General features: G+C 45.2%; 16 protein-coding genes and 1 pseudogene. 9 read left to right on the forward strand and 8 right to left on the reverse strand.

Annotated features, from left to right (window positions below):
• The first annotated feature begins 70 nt into the window (after nt 1-70).
• Together QNM19_RS01675 and QNM19_RS01680 are read left to right on the forward strand one after the other, a co-directional pair.
• Entirely contained in the window at nt 71-352 is a 282-nt protein-coding gene (locus tag QNM19_RS01675; protein ID WP_010381223.1) for a YcgL domain-containing protein, read from the forward strand.
• Nucleotides 345-1,364 carry a lytic murein transglycosylase gene (locus tag QNM19_RS01680; RefSeq protein WP_049863366.1) on the forward strand — a complete coding sequence of 340 codons (1,020 nt, stop codon included), beginning with the start codon at nt 345-347 and terminating at the stop codon, nt 1,362-1,364. Before QNM19_RS01675 ends, QNM19_RS01680 begins: the two co-directional genes overlap by 8 nt.
• A gap of 74 nt (nt 1,365-1,438) precedes the next feature.
• Here QNM19_RS01680 and QNM19_RS01685 read toward each other — a convergent pair whose 3' ends face one another.
• The 4 genes from QNM19_RS01685 to QNM19_RS01700 form a co-directional block, all read right to left on the reverse strand.
• Nucleotides 1,439-2,437, reverse strand: a complete 999-nt coding sequence (locus tag QNM19_RS01685) for a cytochrome d ubiquinol oxidase subunit II (RefSeq protein ID WP_049863365.1) — start codon at nt 2,435-2,437, stop codon at nt 1,439-1,441.
• Nucleotides 2,430-3,773 (reverse strand): cytochrome ubiquinol oxidase subunit I, encoded by a 1,344-nt coding sequence (locus tag QNM19_RS01690; RefSeq protein WP_049863364.1) that lies wholly within the window; start codon nt 3,771-3,773, stop codon nt 2,430-2,432. The genes QNM19_RS01685 and QNM19_RS01690 overlap by 8 nt, the downstream gene beginning before the upstream one ends.
• A gap of 126 nt (nt 3,774-3,899) precedes the next feature.
• On the reverse strand, nt 3,900-4,445 hold the full coding sequence (locus tag QNM19_RS01695) for a GbsR/MarR family transcriptional regulator (protein ID WP_046005214.1): 546 nt from the start codon (nt 4,443-4,445) through the stop codon (nt 3,900-3,902).
• Nucleotides 4,446-4,615: 170 nt separating this feature from the next.
• Complete coding sequence (locus tag QNM19_RS01700; RefSeq protein WP_049863363.1) at nt 4,616-5,206, reverse strand: carboxymuconolactone decarboxylase family protein; 591 nt, start codon at nt 5,204-5,206, stop codon at nt 4,616-4,618.
• A gap of 81 nt (nt 5,207-5,287) precedes the next feature.
• Here QNM19_RS01700 and QNM19_RS01705 point away from each other — a divergent pair, with 81 nt between their 5' ends.
• The gene (locus QNM19_RS01705; protein WP_284026228.1) at nt 5,288-5,869 is read left to right on the forward strand and encodes a MarR family winged helix-turn-helix transcriptional regulator; all 582 of its coding nucleotides are present in this window, start codon (nt 5,288-5,290) and stop codon (nt 5,867-5,869) included.
• 7 nt (nt 5,870-5,876) lie between these two features.
• Here the strand turns inward: QNM19_RS01705 and QNM19_RS01710 are convergent, their stop codons facing one another.
• Nucleotides 5,877-6,335, reverse strand: coding sequence for a nuclear transport factor 2 family protein (locus tag QNM19_RS01710; protein ID WP_049863361.1), 459 nt, complete (start codon nt 6,333-6,335; stop codon nt 5,877-5,879).
• A gap of 79 nt (nt 6,336-6,414) precedes the next feature.
• Nucleotides 6,415-6,612 (reverse strand): hypothetical protein, encoded by a 198-nt coding sequence (locus QNM19_RS01715; RefSeq protein WP_010381240.1) that lies wholly within the window; start codon nt 6,610-6,612, stop codon nt 6,415-6,417.
• 303 nt (nt 6,613-6,915) lie between these two features.
• On the opposite strand from QNM19_RS01715, the gene QNM19_RS01720 reads away from it, so the two are divergent.
• Complete coding sequence (locus QNM19_RS01720; protein WP_049863360.1) at nt 6,916-8,520, forward strand: sensor domain-containing diguanylate cyclase; 1,605 nt, start codon at nt 6,916-6,918, stop codon at nt 8,518-8,520.
• A 273-nt stretch (nt 8,521-8,793) separates the two neighbouring features.
• Nucleotides 8,794-11,364, forward strand: coding sequence for a putative bifunctional diguanylate cyclase/phosphodiesterase (locus QNM19_RS01725; protein WP_284026229.1), 2,571 nt, complete (start codon nt 8,794-8,796; stop codon nt 11,362-11,364).
• 41 nt (nt 11,365-11,405) lie between these two features.
• Here the strand turns inward: QNM19_RS01725 and hemH are convergent, their stop codons facing one another.
• The gene (gene hemH / locus QNM19_RS01730; RefSeq protein ID WP_049863359.1) at nt 11,406-12,428 is read right to left on the reverse strand and encodes a ferrochelatase; all 1,023 of its coding nucleotides are present in this window, start codon (nt 12,426-12,428) and stop codon (nt 11,406-11,408) included.
• Between the two features lie 219 nt (nt 12,429-12,647).
• On the opposite strand from hemH, the gene QNM19_RS01735 reads away from it, so the two are divergent.
• The gene (locus QNM19_RS01735; protein ID WP_049863358.1) at nt 12,648-14,198 is read left to right on the forward strand and encodes a methyl-accepting chemotaxis protein; all 1,551 of its coding nucleotides are present in this window, start codon (nt 12,648-12,650) and stop codon (nt 14,196-14,198) included.
• Here the strand turns inward: QNM19_RS01735 and nosR are convergent.
• Entirely contained in the window at nt 14,195-15,529 is a 1,335-nt protein-coding gene (gene nosR / locus QNM19_RS01740; protein WP_049863357.1) for a response regulator c-di-GMP phosphodiesterase, NosR family, read from the reverse strand. The two genes, QNM19_RS01735 and nosR, sit on opposite strands and share 4 nt — an antisense overlap.
• 109 nt (nt 15,530-15,638) lie before the next feature.
• On the opposite strand from nosR, the gene QNM19_RS01745 reads away from it, so the two are divergent.
• The 3 genes and pseudogenes from QNM19_RS01745 (at nt 15,639) to QNM19_RS01755 (ending at nt 17,530) form a co-directional block, all read left to right on the forward strand.
• The gene (locus QNM19_RS01745; protein ID WP_049863356.1) at nt 15,639-16,181 is read left to right on the forward strand and encodes a heme NO-binding domain-containing protein; all 543 of its coding nucleotides are present in this window, start codon (nt 15,639-15,641) and stop codon (nt 16,179-16,181) included.
• 96 nt (nt 16,182-16,277) lie between these two features.
• Entirely contained in the window at nt 16,278-17,246 is a 969-nt protein-coding gene (locus QNM19_RS01750) for a sensor histidine kinase (RefSeq protein ID WP_049863355.1), read from the forward strand.
• Nucleotides 17,247-17,277: 31 nt separating this feature from the next.
• A pseudogene (locus tag QNM19_RS01755) lies at nt 17,278-17,530 on the forward strand (sensor histidine kinase).
• Nucleotides 17,531-17,646: the final 116 nt, after the last annotated feature.

Raw genomic sequence — 17,646 nt, forward strand, 5'->3', positions numbered from 1 at the left:
AACTTTCCAAATATTATATAGGTCATGGTATAGTGCTGCTCTCAGATTAGCAAGATTTTATAGGGTTATAATGCTAGCCGCAGTATATAAAAGTAGTAAAAAAGCCGATACCTATCTTTTTATTGAAAAACGAGACGATTTTAGCAAAGTCCCTGACCCTTTAATGGCTACTTTTGGTACGCCAATATTTGTAATCATTGTGGATTTAGCAAAACGCAACAAACTCGGTACTGCTGATTTAAGTAACGTTAAGCAGAAATTAATCGATGATGGGTTTTATTTGCAGTTGCCACCTCCACAAGAAAATCTTCTGGACGAATTAAAAAGACAAAACGGAGTAAAAAGTGACTAAAACACTATCCGCATTATTAGTATCTTTATGTCTGGCATCGCAAACCGTTAAAGCGGATGATCAGGCGCGTTTTGACAGTTATGTAGAAGTTTTAAAGGCTGAAGCGCTTGAGCGTGGCTACACACCCGCGCTGATAGAAAAGGCGTTCAGCACAGTCAAATTTAAAAAGAAAGTCATTAAACAAGATAAGAATCAGCCAGAGATCGTTGAGACACTGGAAACTTATCTGCCTAAACGTGTACCAGATTGGAAAGTTCAGCGTGCACGTAAGCTGTATAAAGAAAATAAAGAGCTGCTGGATAGGATCAGCAAAGACTTTGGTGTGCAGGGGCGCTTTATCGTTGCACTGTGGGGTCTTGAAAGTAGCTTTGGCCGTGTACAGGGCGGCTATCCAGTGATCAGCTCACTGGTTACATTGGCATTTGATGGTCGCCGAGAAGCCCTGTATAAACGACAGTTATGGGCTGCACTGGACATTCTTAAAGATGGCCATGTAAATGTTGACAATTTTAAAGGCTCCTGGGCTGGTGCAATGGGGCAATCGCAGTTTATGCCAACGTCATTCAACTCTTATGCCGTTGACTACAACAAAGATGGTAAGAAAGACATCTGGACTAGCAAAGAAGATGCTCTGGCATCCATAGCAAATTACCTGAAGAGTGTTGGTTGGAATGACAGTCTGACTTGGGGCCGTCAGGTAAAATTGCCTGATGACTTTCCCAGCCAGTATGTCCTGAAGCGCGGTTCAAAAAATCACAAGCAGTGGCTTGAGTTTTGGCGAGACTCTGAACGCTCACTACAAGAGTGGCAAAGTCTGGGCGTCAGACGCGCTGATGGCACAGATTTACCAAAAGTGAATATTAGCGCAGCTTTGGTGATGCCTGATGACATGAATGGCCGTATGTATCTGGCGTATAATAATTACAAAGCACTGATGAACTGGAACCGCAGTTATTATTTTGCCACCAGTGTAGGGTATTTGTCTGACCGCATTGGCTATCCGAAAATTTAGTTTTTAATTAAACGAGCCAAATAAAAAAGGCAGCGTGCGGGCTGCCTTTTTGGTTGGGCTAATGCAAGTGAAAATCAGTAGTAGCTCAGGTCCTGTGTCTTTCCCCAGAAAACCCGATAAGAGAATAGTGTGTAGCCAATTATCGCCGGTACTACTAGTACGACGCCGTATAGCATAAAGGTAAGTGCAGACGGGTCAGCAAGTGCCTCATATATGGTTAATTCACCTGGGACGACATACGGGAAAAAGCTGTAGAGTAGACCAAAAAAGCACAGTAAAAATATCACCACCGTGATAGCAAAGGGCAACCAGCAACCTTGGTTTGGTGTGTGTTTGAGCTTGACCAGCACCCTGTCTTGTAGCACAAAAAGCACCATGCAGATAAGGGGCAGTGGCAATAGCAACAGGCTTATCTCGGTGCCAAACCAGCGCGTCTGAACGTAAGTGTTAATAAGTGGGTTTACTACAGAGACAGCTAAAACGCCCAGTAAAGCAATGAGATTGCTCACCCGACACCACCGGATAGCAGAGTCTTGTATCTCACCTTCGCATTTCATGATCAACCAGGCTGCACCTATTAAGGTATAAGCCGCTATGACACCAACCCCGCTGAGTGCCGCAAACAGGTGGCTTGCCAGACTGTGTTCAAACGACATCACATACAGGCCCAGCATATATCCCTGTGAAAATGCAGTGATCAGGCTGCCCAGTTTGAAGCTGCGATCCCAGGTTTCACGGTAGCGTGTTTTTGCCTTGGCACGAAAATCGAACGCAACGCCCCTTAAAATTAAACCCAGCAACATAAAAGCGATAGGCAGATACAGTGCCTGCAGTATGATTGAATGTGCGGTGGGGAAGGCGATGAGCGCCAGGCCGACTGCCAGTACCAGCCAGGTTTCGTTGGCGTCCCAAAAGGGGCCAATAGAGGCAATCATGGTGTCGGCAGCTGGTTTATTTTGGCCCGGCAACAATATACCAACGCCCAAATCATAGCCGTCGAGTACAGCGTACACTATGATGGCAAGGGCCATGAGTGCGCTGTAAAACAAAGCAAGATAGTCAGCACTATACATATTGACCTCCCTGAACTGGTTTTGTCTGGTACTCTTCAACTTCCACGGCATTGCGTGCTGTATAGAACAAGGTTTTAATATACGCTGTGAGTAACACAGCATAGACAGTGAGATAACCCACTAATGTAAGCAGTACATGCTCTCCCGGGACACTGGTGACTAGCTCTTCAATTTTTACTAGTCCATTGACCATAAAAGGTTGGCGTCCTATTTCTGTGACGTACCAGCCTGCTAAAGTTGCAATCCAGCCGGAGAAGGTCATAGCCACTAGCATTTTTAGTTGCCAATCTGGGAGCGTTGAACGTCGCCATAATGTATAGCGGGCCACGGCAGCGACAAGGATCATGAGTACGCCAATCCCCACCATAATCCGAAATCCAAAAAAGACGGGCTTAACCGGCGGGTGTTCACCTTTAAACTCGTTCAAGCCTTTAATTTCACCATCCAATTCATGAGTCAGAATCAAACTCGCCAGGTTGGGAATAGCCAATTCGAAATGGTTCGTTCGGGTAGTTTCATCAGGTATTGCAAATAGCAGCAAAGGTGCACCTTGTTCAGTCTCCCAGACCCCTTCCATTGCGGCAACTTTTTGGGGCTGATGTTCAAAGGTGTTCAGACCATGAAGGTCACCAACAAACATCTGCAGTGGCGCCAGCAGTGCAGCAACGCTTAGTGCAACCTTCAATGTCAGTTTGGGTGCGTGTTTGTGATCGTTTTTTAATAGCCGATAGGCGCTAATGCCTGCTACCAGAAATGATGCTGTGAGTCCGCTGGCCAGGAGCATATGAGAAAAACGATAACCAAATGATGGGTTAAAGATGATCTCAAACCAGTTCTGGGGGTAGAACACCCCATCTACAAGCGTGTATCCTGTAGGGGTTTGTAACCAGCTGTTTAAAGAGAGTATCCAGAATGCAGACAGGGTGGTGCCTACCGCCACAATGAGAGTCGAAAAGGTATGCAGACGCGGGCTTACGCGTTTCATCCCAAACAACATTATGCCCAGAAAGGTGGCTTCCATAAAAAAGGCGGTGAGCACTTCATAGCCAAGTAAAGGCCCGGCTATATTGCCTACGCGTTCCATAAATCCGGGCCAGTTAGTACCAAATTGGAAAGACATAGTAATGCCGCTCACCACGCCCAGTGCGAAAGTGAGGGCAAAAATTTTAACCCAAAATCGATAGGCTCTGAGCCACACCTGTTCGCCGGTTTGGTCATAACGGAATTTAAAGAAAACCAGGAACCAGGCTAAGGCTATGGTTATAGTTGGAAAAAGAATATGAAAGCTAATATTTGCCGCAAATTGAATACGCGACAACAGTAGGGTATCAAGCATGACGCACCTCGCATATTATATCAGCACATGCTACGCCTGGGTTAGGCAAAGCAGCCTGGCCGACACGACTGTGTTGCACGGGGACGAGCCGCGCATTGTAAAGAAATCCTTTTCAAAGCCACTTAGTCAGGATTTTCTGAGTAGCTTATCCTTCAAATCAATCACTTTGCTAACAGATGAACCCAGTTTCATTAAGGATTGCAGTTGTTCAGGCGTAAGCCTTTGCAATTCGGCTGACCACTTTGTCACTGTCTCTAGCAGGTCATGAATCGACTGCATTTGCTCCTGAGCGTATTTTTCTTCTGGTGAATTTGCGCTGTCCAGGATCTGGTCACGCAACAAGGTCAGGGTAGGGTCAATCTCGCGCTTGCGGCGCTCTTCAAAAACTCGGTTTGCCAGGTCCCAGATACTGCCGTTAGGCGAGTAATACTCTTTTCGGTCTCCTGGGATATGATGGACTTTGACCAGTTGCCATGATTGCAGCTCTTTGATACCCATACTGACATTGCCACGGGAAATCTTGAGCGCTTCTGCAATTTCGTTAGCAGTCAGAGGCTTTTCATTGATAACCAGCAGGCCAACCATTTGGCCAATGGTACGATTGAAGCCCCAGCGGCTTCCCATCTCTCCGCAATGGAGAACGAAGTTTTCGATTTTAGGTGATAGCTGCATTTTTAAAGTTTCAGTAATTATTGAAACTTTAATATATAGTGCGTTTTGATTTGGATCAACCCAAATATTCAACTAATTTAATTGCAGCAGAGGCAGGCAAAAATGGGAAGCAGACATGCACTGCTTTCCCATCGGTTGAAGGATGTTCGTTTTAATCCTGAGGTGGGAAGTTATTTGACGTGCTTACCTGTTTCCCAGCGCTCATTAAGCAGCGTTTCTCCGGCATCAATGGCACCGGCCTCCAGCGTAGTCGCCATAGAGTCATTCCAACGATTGAGATAACCAAATAGGGCGATAACACCCAATATCTCGACGATTTCACCATCATCCCAGTGTGCCTGCATCGCAGCTTCAATGGTCTCATCGACTGCATTTGGAACACTGGAGGCAGCCAGTGCAAACTCAAAAGCGGCTTTTTCAGCGTCATTAAACGCGTCACTTTCCCTGAATTGCCAAATCTGAGCCAGCCTTTCATCGCTGCCGCCGTAGCGTTGTGCCGCCAAGATAGTATGGGCTTCGCAGTAACGGCATCCGGTATTGGCACTGGTGATATAGCCAACCAGTCTTTTTAACTCCGAGGTGACCCGGCCATGGTTTTCCATGACGGCTTTATTCAAATTAATGAATGAGCGGGCAATTGCCGGGCGGATTTGCATGGTTAACACGCTGTTAGGACAAAAGCCAAGTGTTTCGTTGAAAAACTTGGCTAATTCTGCCACTTCCTGATCATGCTCTTGTGACAAAGGCTTAACTAAAGGCATACTGGTTTCCTGTAAATGTTTATTGTGTTGCATATGCAACAACTATATGTGTAGAGGTACAAATTGTCCAGTGACAATGATATGAAAAATGCAATTGCTAACAGAAAACGTGCGTTGGCAGTAACAAATCCACATAAGGAAGCACTTGATTTGGTTGAGCATGTGCCATTTCAGGTCGCGGTAGTTAGTAACCTGTTATCCCTTGATAGGGACCCTGTGATCCGTTCTTTGACTGAGCTTAATACCAGAGAGTTGCGTGTGCTGTTGAATGTTGGCTCTTACGGACCTATCACGGCAGCCGAAGTGAGCTATCAGTCCCGGCTGGACCCCTACTCAGTAACGCGTGCTGTCAATACTTTACTAAAACTTGAATTGGTGCGCGCAATGGAACTAACTGGCAAGAGTAAACCCGTAGTATTGACAGAAGCAGGTGAAAAAATCTATCGGGAAGTTACGGTTCATGTGCAGAAAAGAGAAGCAATGCTTACCGAGCATATGTCCGATGAAGAAAAGGCACAATTAAGTGCCTTATTAATGAAGTTAGAATTAACCGCGGAAGAAATACTCGCCAATGAAGTCACTGAAATGGAAGCTCAGGGACAGGCAGTGACGCGTGATCATAAGGAAATGCAACGCTGGTATAAACGCAGCAGACAGAGTTAGCTTATTGTTACAAGACATCCATACGATCGATTTCGACTCGTCGGCTGCTAAAGCGACATTCGCTTGTGTCGTAATCAAATTTATCTAAGTAACGGCCGCTGATGATTTTTGTTGTCGTCGGCTGTGCATTATTTTTCAGTAGTAAAATAAAATGAGATTCGCCGGCAAGTGTATCGTTTTGGCGAAACTGACGAGAAGAAGTCATCATATGAACGGTTCGTGTGTTACTGCGCGCTTTATTGAAACGGTCGACAATTTCGGCCTTGTTGCCGAGTGAAATGTTAAGTTTCTCGACGGTAAAGCGTGCATTATCTGTGAAAAGTGCAGCATATTGATCCTCGTTTCCTTTATCGCGTACTTCAGGGTAGCTATAGACGAGATCCTGGCAAGTTTTTACGTGGGTGGGTTGCTCATAAGTGGTGCATCCACCCAGTAAAAAAAGTAATAGCAGCGAGCGACGATACATGTACAAGGTCCTGTTATAAAATTGTGACCGGATGATTACACAGTTTTATTCAGACGCCAAGTGCTGGGGTAAAAGAGGGTTAATGTTTTTTGTGAGCGGCTTTGCTGGTATTCTTTAATGCTTCGCGTGCTGCAATCATGCGATACCCAAGTGCGCATGCTATATAGGCAAGTACTAACGCACTACCGGTAAGCAAAGTGTCTTTATCCTGAACAAACATCCACAGCATAGCTAACGCAATACTTGCGAAAGTAAAGTGTGTGACGAGTGGGTTCATTCGGGTTTTCTTTTTCATTTCGGTAAAGCTGAGTTGGTCAAATATCGAACACATTATAAAGCACAGCGCTTAAACATGATAGTAATTTACGTTTTTTATTTCCTGATCTAGTTGTAAAGTGCTATTTGGTCCTACGTTTCTCATCCTTTGAGCGACTTATGTTTATTTGCTCTGAGTGCCTGTTGCGATTAAAGGCATGTGTAAGTGGTTTAGGCACAGAGTTTGACCCAGAATAAGTTCTTGCTCCTGCAATATTTTACAATGACGTACGTAGCCATGTTCGTGCTGATGTTGGAGGGAATAGTGAAAATCATCCGTCGCTGGAAGTTGGACCTGAAACAGCTCATATTATTGCTGGTCAGTGCCGGTATCGCGTTAGCTGTATATAGTGCATTGATGGCTAGCTATCGTGTGCACGAACGAGCTTTTATTAAAGACACGCTTGACGCGAATCAGGCATACGCAAAAAAGCTGGCTACCGTTACAGAGCTATTTTTGCAGTCACTTAATAGTCAGTTACGCGTTAGTGCTGGTCATATTGCCATTCATTTTGACGATAGCCATGCTATCGACGTTGAGCTGGCGCGCTTGCTAACCCAAACTAACAGTTTTGATTCCCTGGTTGTTATTAATGCACAGCGTAAGATCATTTCGGCTCAGCCATCGAGTCTGGCACTCAAAGGCCTAACAGTAGACCCTTCGCTGTCTTTGCCGATTGAGCTGCAGCAACCCCATATTCTTGATCCTTTCGTCTCGCCTGCCGGCAACTTGTTGGTGAGCCCGACATTTCCGATTTTTAGCTCTGATGGTACCTATCTCGGTTTTATTGCAGGGGGAATTTACTTGCAAGGTGATACCATATTAAATCAATTGCTGGGTACACATCATGCTTCTGAGCACTCTTATGTTTATGTGGTAGATAAAAATAAAAGGCTGATCTATCACAAAGATAATAATCGAGTGGGAGAGCATATTCAGGGTAATGTCGCGATCAATGCTGTACTGAGTGGTCAATCAGGTGCCGTTGAGGCGCTAAATAGTCAAGGCGTGGACATGCTCGCAGGGTTTGCACCCGTATCCACCACAGGGTGGGGAATAATCAGCCAACGAGCCCTTACTAGTATCGTCGCTGAGTTAGATTTGACCCATACTAACGTATTGTATTCCACTTTGCCGTTTGCGTTGGCTATTTTTGTAGTGACTTTGTGTGCCGGGTTCCTTATTGCCAGGCCTTTGACGCAGCTCGCACAAAATGTGAGCTCACTGAGTCCCGGGAATCTGCGTTGTATCGATGAAACACCGGCCTGGTACTTTGAGGCAGAAAACCTAAAATCCGCGATCCTGAACAGCTCTGAGCTGCTGGGGCAGGAGATCAGAGAATTGGAAGAAGACAGAAAAATGGATCCACTCACTAAACTCAATAACCGGCTGGCAATGCAATTATGGTTGGATAATGTCAAAAGCATGCATTATCAATTTTCAGTTATGGCACTGGATGTTGATCATTTTAAGTCAATCAATGATGAGTTTGGCCATGCTGTTGGAGACGAGGTTTTGTGTGCGTTGGCAGGAGTGATGAAAAAAAACGCGCGCAGTCATGACTTTGTGTGTCGAAGTGGAGGGGAAGAGTTTTTGATTTTTATGCCATTTGTTGATGCAAATCGCGCGTTTAGCATAGCAGAGCGGTTACGTATTGCGATAAGCGAACACGCCATGCCTTTGTCCAGACCTGTGACGGTGTCGATTGGCATTGCCTGTTGGCCAGCACACAGTAAAAGCATAGATGAAACACTTAAAATGGCAGATAAAGCACTTTATCAGGCTAAAAATAAAGGTCGAAATCAAACTTGTCAGGCTCAGCTCACACCGCATGCCGCGAATCATGATGTCGCGCGTCACGCCGTTTAGCGCTTATTTTTTGTAAACATTATTCGGTTTTACTAAGGAGTGTTTGAACCTGATCCCGTGTTGTGGTATGAATAATATCATACAGCTGGTCAGACTAGGTTTACGACTCATCCTTATTTGACTTTGTAGAGCACAGGGATTGACGATGCTAAGAAATAAGTTCGATTTATTGATCTGTATCGAGAACAAGTCTTGCTTTTAATTCTATCATTGCAATTTGTTAAAATACCTGTTGATATTGAAAACAATAAAATATAAGAACTTAGCCGAACAATGACTTTTTCATTTAGTACATTTTACAATTTGTGTAGTAGTGAGGCGCGCTATGAATTGGCGCTCGATTTGATCTATGAGAAGTTCAAGCCGGCTCATTGTTTGATTGGCAAATTCATTGACGCCGATACTCGGGTCAAAACGGTTGCCTATTCTGTTGACGGTAATCGCTCAAACGATATTATCTACGACCTCGAAGGAACGCCCTGTAATGACGCTAAAACCAGTCAGGGGGTATGTTCTATCAGCTGCAATCTGCAGCAAATGTATGCAGAGGACGAAATCCTAAAGATTTTTAATATTGATGGATATCTCGGCGTAACGTTGCGGGCACTGGATCATAAGCCTATTGGTATTATGGTTTGTCTTTTCGATGAAAAAGTAACTGTTAGCGACGAAGATAAACATTGGTTCCGTGAGCTCAGTTTACTCGTCGGGGCTGAGTTAAATCACAACCTTGAAATTGCGGCCCAGCAAATACTCGTTAAACAACTGGCAAAGGGGGAGCGGATCGCTAAGCTCAGCTCCTGGAGCTGGAATATTAGCCGGGATAAGCACATATTCAGCCATGAAATGCGTCGCCTTTTGCAGCATCGTGAAGAAACATTAACCCTTGATGACTTTACGAACTGCTTAACAGAGGCCGATCAAAAGCGACTGAGAGTCATTATACAAAAGCTCAGGACCGGGCATCTTGATTACATTGACGTTAATGTAGCGCACAAGAAGCGCACTAATTTACGTGGGCTATATCGCATTATCGGTCGTGTAGAGCAGTGTGATGAGCAACGCGATGAGCGTGTATTTAGCGCAACGGTTCAGGACGTTTCCTACATCTATTCACTGAATAAGCAGCTTGAACTGACCAACGTGGTATTTGAACACGCCACTGAAGCCATCATGATCACTGACGGCGAAAACAAAATTATAATGGTTAACCGTGCCTTTGAGCGCCTGACCGGATATACCGGTCATGAGTTGATGGGACGTGATCCTTCAGTACTGTCCTCCGGCCAACATGGTGACGACTTCTATCATCAGATGTGGAATAGCCTGATGAGTGCAGGCTGCTGGAAAGGCGAGATATTTAACCGCCGCAAAAACGGTCAGATTTTTCCTGAAGAGTTGACACTTAGCCTGGTGAAAGATGAGCAAGGAGAGATAGTCAATTATGTTGCGATTTTCCGCGATATTACCGAGTGGAAGCGCAACGAAGCACAACTCATGTTTTACGCAAATCACGAGCCTTTGACTGCGCTGCTCAATCGTCGCTGTTTTATTGATATTGTTGAAGAGAAAATTTCCGCCAGTCGTAGCCTGCACACTCCCTGTTCTTTGTTGTTTATCGGTCTGGATCATTTTAAAGAAGTGAATGATATCTATGGCCCGGAAATTGGCGATAAAGTGCTGGTGTCGGTGGCAAAAAGGTTACGAAATGGGATCAGAGAAAATGACACGATTTCTCGCTACGGCGGAGACGAGTTTGCTATTTTGCTCGATAACACTGACGTTAAAAGTGCATTACAGGTTGCCAAAAAGCTCAGCGATAAAATAAAACAGCCTTATGTCTTCAATGACTTGACGGTAGAGCTTAGTGCGAGCACAGGCATAGCGCAGTTGGAAAACCGTGGCCGGATCACGGCAGCTAAGTTTATTCGCAATGCTGCTCATGCACTGGAAAGTGCCAAGAAAACACATCGCGGGCACGTCGCACTTCACAATGCTGCAATTCAAAATGCTTATCTGAATAAAATTAAACTCAAAGACAAACTGAAAGCGGCGCTTAAAGCCAATTTGCTAACTGTGTATTACCAACCCATTGTTGATGTGCAGCGAGGTAAAATTGTCAAATTTGAAGCGCTTGTCAGGTGGTTTGATGACGAGCAGGGTATGGTTTCACCGGGGACCTTTATTCCGATTGCTGAAGAGTTCGGTTTGATACACCTGATAGGCCAGTTTGTGCTAGAACAAGCCTGCCAGGATTTGAAAGCAATACATTCGCATGGCTACGACGAAGTAAGCATTTCTATTAACCGCTCTGTCAATGAATTCAAAACCAGTAACGATCAGTTTAAGCTAGTGACAGAAGCGATTGAAAAAGCGCAAGTACCCTATGATAAAGTCACGCTGGAAGTGACAGAGTCTATGGCGACGAATCGTTATACCTGGGAACTGTTATCGAAACTGAGAGCGCAAGGCGTCAAAATCGCGTTAGATGATTTTTGTACCGGCTACTCGTCGCTGAGCCATCTGGTAGAAAATCAGGTTGATTATCTGAAGATCGACAAGTCTTTTGTCGACAGCCTGATGGCAGATAGAAACAAGAAAGTGATGATCAATTGTTTGCTGAATTTGGCGCAGGAGTTAGGTATCAAAGTTATTGCGGAGGGCGTTGAGTCTCAGAGCCAGCTAGCCATGCTGGAACAGTTAGGGTGTAACCACATCCAGGGCTTTTATTACAGCCCGGCTCAGCCATTATCTGCGTGTTTGCGCCTGTTACAGGAGTTCAACTCGGGTCAGGTATTCAATGACGAGCTTATTTATATAAGCAAATCATCACAACAACACTAAAAAATAAGGGGCCATATCGGCCCCTTATTTTATGTATCACACTATCTGATATACGGTTTCAGGATATCGAACAAAGCCGCTAAGTGATCGTCTCTGTCATTCAGTGCCGGAATATAGTGGTAAGTTTCACCACCTGCTTCGATGAAGTACTCTCGGTTTTCTTCTTCAAGTTCTTCAAGTGTTTCCAGGCAGTCCGCGCTAAATGCAGGACTGAGAATAGCAATTTCTTTGATCCCCTGAGAAGCCAGCTCTTTCAGTGTCACGTCCGTATAGGGTTGTAGCCATTCCTCCCGGCCAAACCGGCTTTGGAAAGTCGTCATTACTGTGTCTTTGTCTAACTTAAGCTGCTCGCACACAAGTCGGGTGGTTTGTTGACAAAAGCAATGGTAAGGGTCGCCGTTATCGAGGAAACGTTTCGGTGTGCCATGATAAGAAAAAAGTAGCTTTTCTGGCAGACCATGTTTGTCTATATGTTCTTGTACTGAGTTCGCCAAGGCGGTGATATAACTTGGTTGTTTGTGATAGCCATTGATAAAGCTCAGACTCGGCACCCAGCGCCAGGTTTTCAGTACGTTTGCAACCGCGTCAAACGTTGAGCCTGTTGTTGCACTGCTGTACTGTGGGTAAAGTGGGAATACCACGATGTTAGTGATCCCTTTTGAACGCAGTGCTTCAAGGCCGCTCTGAATAGACGGGTTACCATAGCGCATTGCCATGACCACCTCGACGTTGTCGTAGTTTTGCTCTTTTAGGAGTGCGCTCAGTTTATTACACTGATCTTGCGTAATTTGTACCAGAGGTGATCCCTTTTCAGTCCAGATACTGGCATAGGCCTTGGCGGATCTGCTGGGTCTGATTCTTAAGATGACGCCGTGCAGTATTAACCACCAAAGGGCTCTGGGCAGCTCTACGATACGAGGATCAGATAAAAACTCTCGAAGATAATTTCTTAGTGCAGGTGCATTTGGGGCATCCGGGCTGCCCAAATTGGTTACCAGAACGCCGATTTTTTCGTTAAATCTGTTCTCGTGTGGATTATCAGTAATGGCAGAAAGCTTTGGCACTCACGGCTCCTTTGGTGTGTTCTGTTAGCCTTGCTATTCTACATAAAAGGCTAGAGTGAAAAAACGATTTTCGGTTGTACGTACTTGGCGTTGTATCGGATCTAGTTATTTTGTCTTAAAAAAATGGCAAAATATAGATTTGTTGTTGCAAAAACAGCGCATTAGTCGTATTTTCTCGCTTCGCAGAAGCAATTAATAGCATAGAATTCGAGTTTAAAGATGCGATTAAATCACCCCGTCACCAATCAGGAAAAACGCTTTTCCGCTGACACCCGACTAATTTCAGTGACCGATCTAAAAGGCACAATACTTGACTGCAATGAACATTTTGTTGAAGTCAGTGGGTATGCCAAAGATGAACTAATTGGCCAGCCACATAATTTGGTTCGCCACCCGGATATGCCCGAAATCGCCTTTAAGACCATGTGGGATCAATTAAAGGCGGGTAAACCCTGGATGGGGTTAGTTAAGAACCGGTGTAAGAATGGCGACCATTACTGGGTGAATGCGTATGTCACGCCAATGACAGAAGGTGGTAAAATCATCGGCTACGAATCTGTCCGTAGCTGTCCGGATCGTGAATCTGTCACTAGAGCCGAAGCGCTCTACAAACGAGTTAAATCAGGTCAACGCGATAAAGTAAAACTACCGAAGCTGCGTGCAATTTGGCCCTCACTGGCAGTGCTCTCTGCACTCTTTTTATATCTATCAGTGAATGAAACGCTTGGATTTGGTTGGTTGATAGCGAACACCCTGGCTTTGTTTGCCTATAACACGTACCGCGATAACGAGCAGTTGGGCAGGATAGATAAAGTGATGTCACACAGTTTTTGTGATGATATTGCCACGCAGGTTTATTCTCCCTGGAGTGGTAAAATGGCTCAACTACACGTCAAGCTGCTTAGCGAGCGCGCGCACCTGGATACTATTATTACGCGTATTGAATTCGCAGCTAAGGGGGTCGCTGGTGGTGCAAAAGAGAGTAACAGCAAAAGTATTGAAACCTCTCAATGCCTGACAAAGCAACAACTCGAAACTGAGCTGGTTGCAACTGCGATGAATGAAATGGCAACTACCATCAATGAAGTCTCGCATAGTGTTCAGGCAAGTTCAGAAGATGCTAAAGGGGTACTCGTATTAGCCCAGGAAAGTGCACGCAGCTCAGAGGAGACCCGCGCTTCAATAGAAAGTTTGGGAGCGACCGTTGTTGATATCAAGGACTCAGTGTTAGGTGTGGCAAAACAAACATCTAAAATTGCTGAAGCGGCACAGATCATTGAGCAAATTGCTGAACAAACTAATCTGTTGGCTCTGAATGCTGCAATCGAGGCGGCAAGAGCCGGGGAGCAAGGTAGGGGCTTTGCTGTAGTTGCTGATGAAGTACGTCATTTAGCGCAAAGAACGCAGGAGTCGACTAAAGAAATCCACGCAATCATAGAACAGTTGACACAAAGCACGCAAAACGCCGAATTCATTGCAAAGCGGGGAGAAGATGAATCTCGCCAGGGCATTGAGCAGCTTTCACACTCTTCTCAAAAGTTAGAGGGGATTTATCAGCTGATAGAGAAAATCAGCGCGAGTAGCATGCAAATTGCCACCGCTGTGGAAGAGCAGGCAACCGTATCTGAGGATATTAATCAGCAAGTGGTGAGCATTGCAACACTCGCCAACACAAGCGTAAATAGTTCAAATGAAATGCATGTGATCAGCGAAGAGCTGACCACAGTAGCAAATGATATGTATGAACTTGTTGTCAGATTTAAACGCTAGGTTTTAATCAGAATTCTAAATGGGGTTGGTTTTTGTGATTCAAGCTGCTGCAGTTTAGCGACCGTTGCAGCGGTAAAAACATGCCCCTTAGGTAACAGCATTATGCCTTTGTGGCTATGGATGGCCAGGCCCAGTTCCATGCCTGGCTTGAGTTTTTGCGCATCGATGATATTCATTGACCCTACCTGCTCGGTGCCTGCTCCGTCAGTTTGAACAGATTGCTCTAATGCAGCGACTACCTTAGGGTGGTAAAAGGAGCCACTGTACATTTTTATCATTTCCAATGCATGAGCGCGCTGTTCTTTTTCCGGATTCTTGGTTTTTAGCAGGTGTTCTACGTAATCTCTGACTGCCGCAAGAATGTGCGCGCCGATGGGGATTTCCTTGCCTTTCAAGCCTTTTGGGATACCTTGCCCGTTATACTTTTCATACTGATGATAGATAGCCTCGCCAACATCACTCAAATGTTGTGCCGGCATTAGCATCAGCTGCGCGGTCGCTGGGTGTGTGAAGAATAATTTTCGTTGCTGGGGACTTAACTGTTCGACAGGCTGATTATAAAGGGCTGGATCCATTGCCAGCAGGCCTACTTGCGCCAAGTAACCAGCCATCTTAGTCAGTTGTATGACTTTTTCACTAAGCCCAAGTTTATGCGCAACCAGGCCACAAAGGTGTGCAATGTGTTTTGCCAAATCAGCATTGATATAGGGATTAGCATTAATAAAATTGTACAGCAGTTCTACGGTAGCTTTATGTTCATCTTGTTCTCGTTTGTTAGCCGTTTCAAGTTGTCGAAGTACTGTTCTGATCTGCGCGGTGCGCTTTTCTACTAACTCTTCGAGATTGCCATTAAGCACCTTCAGTTGGTCGTTTTGTTTGCTAACCTCTTCCTGAAGCGCGAGGTTGTATTGTTTAAGGCGATATTTCTCGGCCGCATCTTTAATAACATGGATAAGGGCTTCATTCTGCCAGGGCTTTTGAAGGAAGTTATGGATCCCGCCCTCATTTATAGCTGCGATCGTCGAGTCCATATCTGAGTAACCGGACAATAAGATGCGCTGTGACTGGGGCGACACCTGCCTCGCTTTGGTTAGGAATTCAACGCCATCCATTTCCGGCATTCTCATGTCTGAGATGATCACTTCAAATTCATTCGCATCAAGTGCTTTAAGCGCGAGTCCCCCGCATTCGAATATGGCCACCTGCATGCCTGCCATACCCAGTGTTCTTCTGAGTACTTTAAGTACGCCCGGCTCATCATCCAGGCACAATACTCGAATAGGCCCGGAGGGAGGCGTAGCAATTTCAGGTTTTTGGCTGTGTTCCATCATAAATCAATGACGTAAAGCAATAGGTAATATAAAAATTAGTCTAAACTTTGTTTTATAACAATTCCCGCAGCGAGTTTGGTGCTAATTTATGTGGTGTAAGGAGTGAACAATGAAAGGCATAATATTCCGTAGTTTAGAAGAACTGGTCATCGAAAACCTGGGCATGAGCGTATGGAATGCACTGTTGGACGAGCACAGTCCGGCACATCGCAGTTATGTTTCTGCTGTGTCTTATCCGGATGAAGAACTGTACGCGCTGGCAAATGGCGTTGCAGAGAAAATGGCCTTACCCTTGCCTGATGTATTAAGTGTATTTGGGCGCTTTTTGTTTGGTTCATTGGCTGCTAAGCATACAGCAGTGCTTGCAGAGCTGGATACATTTGAGAAGTTGATTATGGCAATAGACAGTGTGATCCATGTTGAGGTTGCTAAGCTATATGATGAGCCGAATCTGCCAAAGATTGAAGCGACGATTGTAAATGATTCCGAGATATTACTAGATTACCGTTCACCTCGAAAACTCGGATTCTGTGCCGAAGGGCTGATTTATGGTGCGGCCGATTACTTTAACAAGCAAATAGAAATATCACATAATCGCTCTGTTACGCAAAGCGGTGAGCATACCCAGTTTGTGGTGAAAATTTTGGCATGAGAACTGAGGGTATGATTCGGTGTATGGCTCAGATCTGTCTTATCCAGCACTACAAGTGATGCTGGGAGCTCCCAAGGTAGAGTGCAAGAGGTGAATATGTCGCAAAATGACAATGAATATTACAAGGCGTACCGCAGAGAAAAGCAGGCTCGTGATGAGCTTGAAACGCTATTAGAGGATAAAACGCGTTCTCTATATCTTGCCAACCAAGAGCTCGAGGCTAACCTGACGCAGCTAAAACGACAGCATGCCGCTATTTTGCAGAGTGAGAAGATGGCGACGCTCGGTGTGATGTCTGCGGGCGTGGCACACGAAATTAATAACCCGCTGGCTTATGTTAACAGTAATGTGGCTACACTGGGGCAGGTTGCTAAAGGCGTTGCGGAATTGATTAATACAAGTCAGCAATTTTCAGACAATGCCATTGACCAGGAGGCGTTCAAAGAGGCGTTTAAGAACCTGGAAGCACAATATCAGCTGGGTTTTTTTGCTGAAGATGCGGAAGATCTCATCGAAGATTGCCAGGACGGTTGTCGGCGTATCGCGACTATCGTCGCAAGCTTATTAGATTTCGCCCGGCCCAAAAACAATGAATTTGTGATGGCTGATATGACTGAAGCGATAGACAGTGCGCTGGGCTTGCTTGCCAATCAGCTTAAGCATATCGAACTCGTTGTAGAAAAAGTGGATATCCCGCTTAGCTATTGCAATCTTGCCGCGTTAAATCAGGTGATCATCAATTTACTGATGAATGCCAAATATGCTTGTGAGCAAGGGAAAGCGCACGGGAACTGTCCAAACCCTCAAATCAAATTGGTCGTCAGGCCTGCGACAGAGCAGATCCTGATCGAAATTATTGATAATGGAACTGGCATAGAAGATGACAAATTACCGCATATCTTCGAACCTTTTTTTACCACTAAGCCTGTCGGGCAGGGTACTGGTATGGGTCTGGCTGTTGTGTATGGGATTATCTCAGAGCACAAAGGCACTATTAATATTGAAAGTAAGCGTAATGAAGGCGCAAAAGTCACACTGACACTGCCAGTCATCATTGCCAGTTAATCACGCAAATTGTCCAAGCCCTCAAGTCAAATTGGTCGTCAGGCCTGCGACAGAGCAGATCCTGATCGAAATTATTGATAATGGTACTGGCATAGAAGATGACAAATTACCGCATATCTTCGAACCCTTTTTTTACCACTAAGCCTGTCGGGCAGGGTACTGGTATGGGTCTGGCTGTTGTGTATGGGATTATCACAGAGCACAAAGGCACTATTAATATTGAAAGTAAGCGTAATGAAGGCGCTAAAGTCATACTGACACTGCCAGTCATCATCGCCAGTTAATCACGCAAATTGTCCAAGCCCTCAAGTCAAATTGGTCGTCAGGCCTGCGACAGAGCAGATCCTGATCGAAATTATTGATAATGGTACTGGCATAGAAGATGACAAATTACCGCATA

Origin of the sequence: Pseudoalteromonas ardens (assembly GCF_030125445.1) — a bacterium.
GTDB lineage: Bacteria > Pseudomonadota > Gammaproteobacteria > Enterobacterales > Alteromonadaceae > Pseudoalteromonas > Pseudoalteromonas ardens.

Excerpts from the sequence above, each read along its gene's own strand:
- QNM19_RS01725 (WP_284026229.1), top strand. The coding sequence starts at position 8,794 with ATGACTTTTTCATTTAGTACATTTTACAATTTGTGTAGTAGTGAGGCG.
- QNM19_RS01710 (WP_049863361.1), bottom strand. The coding sequence starts at position 6,335 with ATGTATCGTCGCTCGCTGCTATTACTTTTTTTACTGGGTGGATGCACC.
- QNM19_RS01715 (WP_010381240.1), bottom strand. The coding sequence starts at position 6,612 with ATGAACCCACTCGTCACACACTTTACTTTCGCAAGTATTGCGTTAGCT.
- QNM19_RS01685 (WP_049863365.1), bottom strand. The coding sequence starts at position 2,437 with ATGTATAGTGCTGACTATCTTGCTTTGTTTTACAGCGCACTCATGGCC.
- QNM19_RS01735 (WP_049863358.1), top strand. The coding sequence starts at position 12,648 with ATGCGATTAAATCACCCCGTCACCAATCAGGAAAAACGCTTTTCCGCT.
- QNM19_RS01675 (WP_010381223.1), top strand. The coding sequence starts at position 71 with ATGCTAGCCGCAGTATATAAAAGTAGTAAAAAAGCCGATACCTATCTT.
- QNM19_RS01750 (WP_049863355.1), top strand. The coding sequence starts at position 16,278 with ATGTCGCAAAATGACAATGAATATTACAAGGCGTACCGCAGAGAAAAG.
- nosR (WP_049863357.1), bottom strand. The coding sequence starts at position 15,529 with ATGATGGAACACAGCCAAAAACCTGAAATTGCTACGCCTCCCTCCGGG.
- QNM19_RS01745 (WP_049863356.1), top strand. The coding sequence starts at position 15,639 with ATGAAAGGCATAATATTCCGTAGTTTAGAAGAACTGGTCATCGAAAAC.
- QNM19_RS01690 (WP_049863364.1), bottom strand. The coding sequence starts at position 3,773 with ATGCTTGATACCCTACTGTTGTCGCGTATTCAATTTGCGGCAAATATT.
- QNM19_RS01695 (WP_046005214.1), bottom strand. The coding sequence starts at position 4,445 with ATGCAGCTATCACCTAAAATCGAAAACTTCGTTCTCCATTGCGGAGAG.
- QNM19_RS01700 (WP_049863363.1), bottom strand. The coding sequence starts at position 5,206 with ATGCCTTTAGTTAAGCCTTTGTCACAAGAGCATGATCAGGAAGTGGCA.
- QNM19_RS01705 (WP_284026228.1), top strand. The coding sequence starts at position 5,288 with ATGAAAAATGCAATTGCTAACAGAAAACGTGCGTTGGCAGTAACAAAT.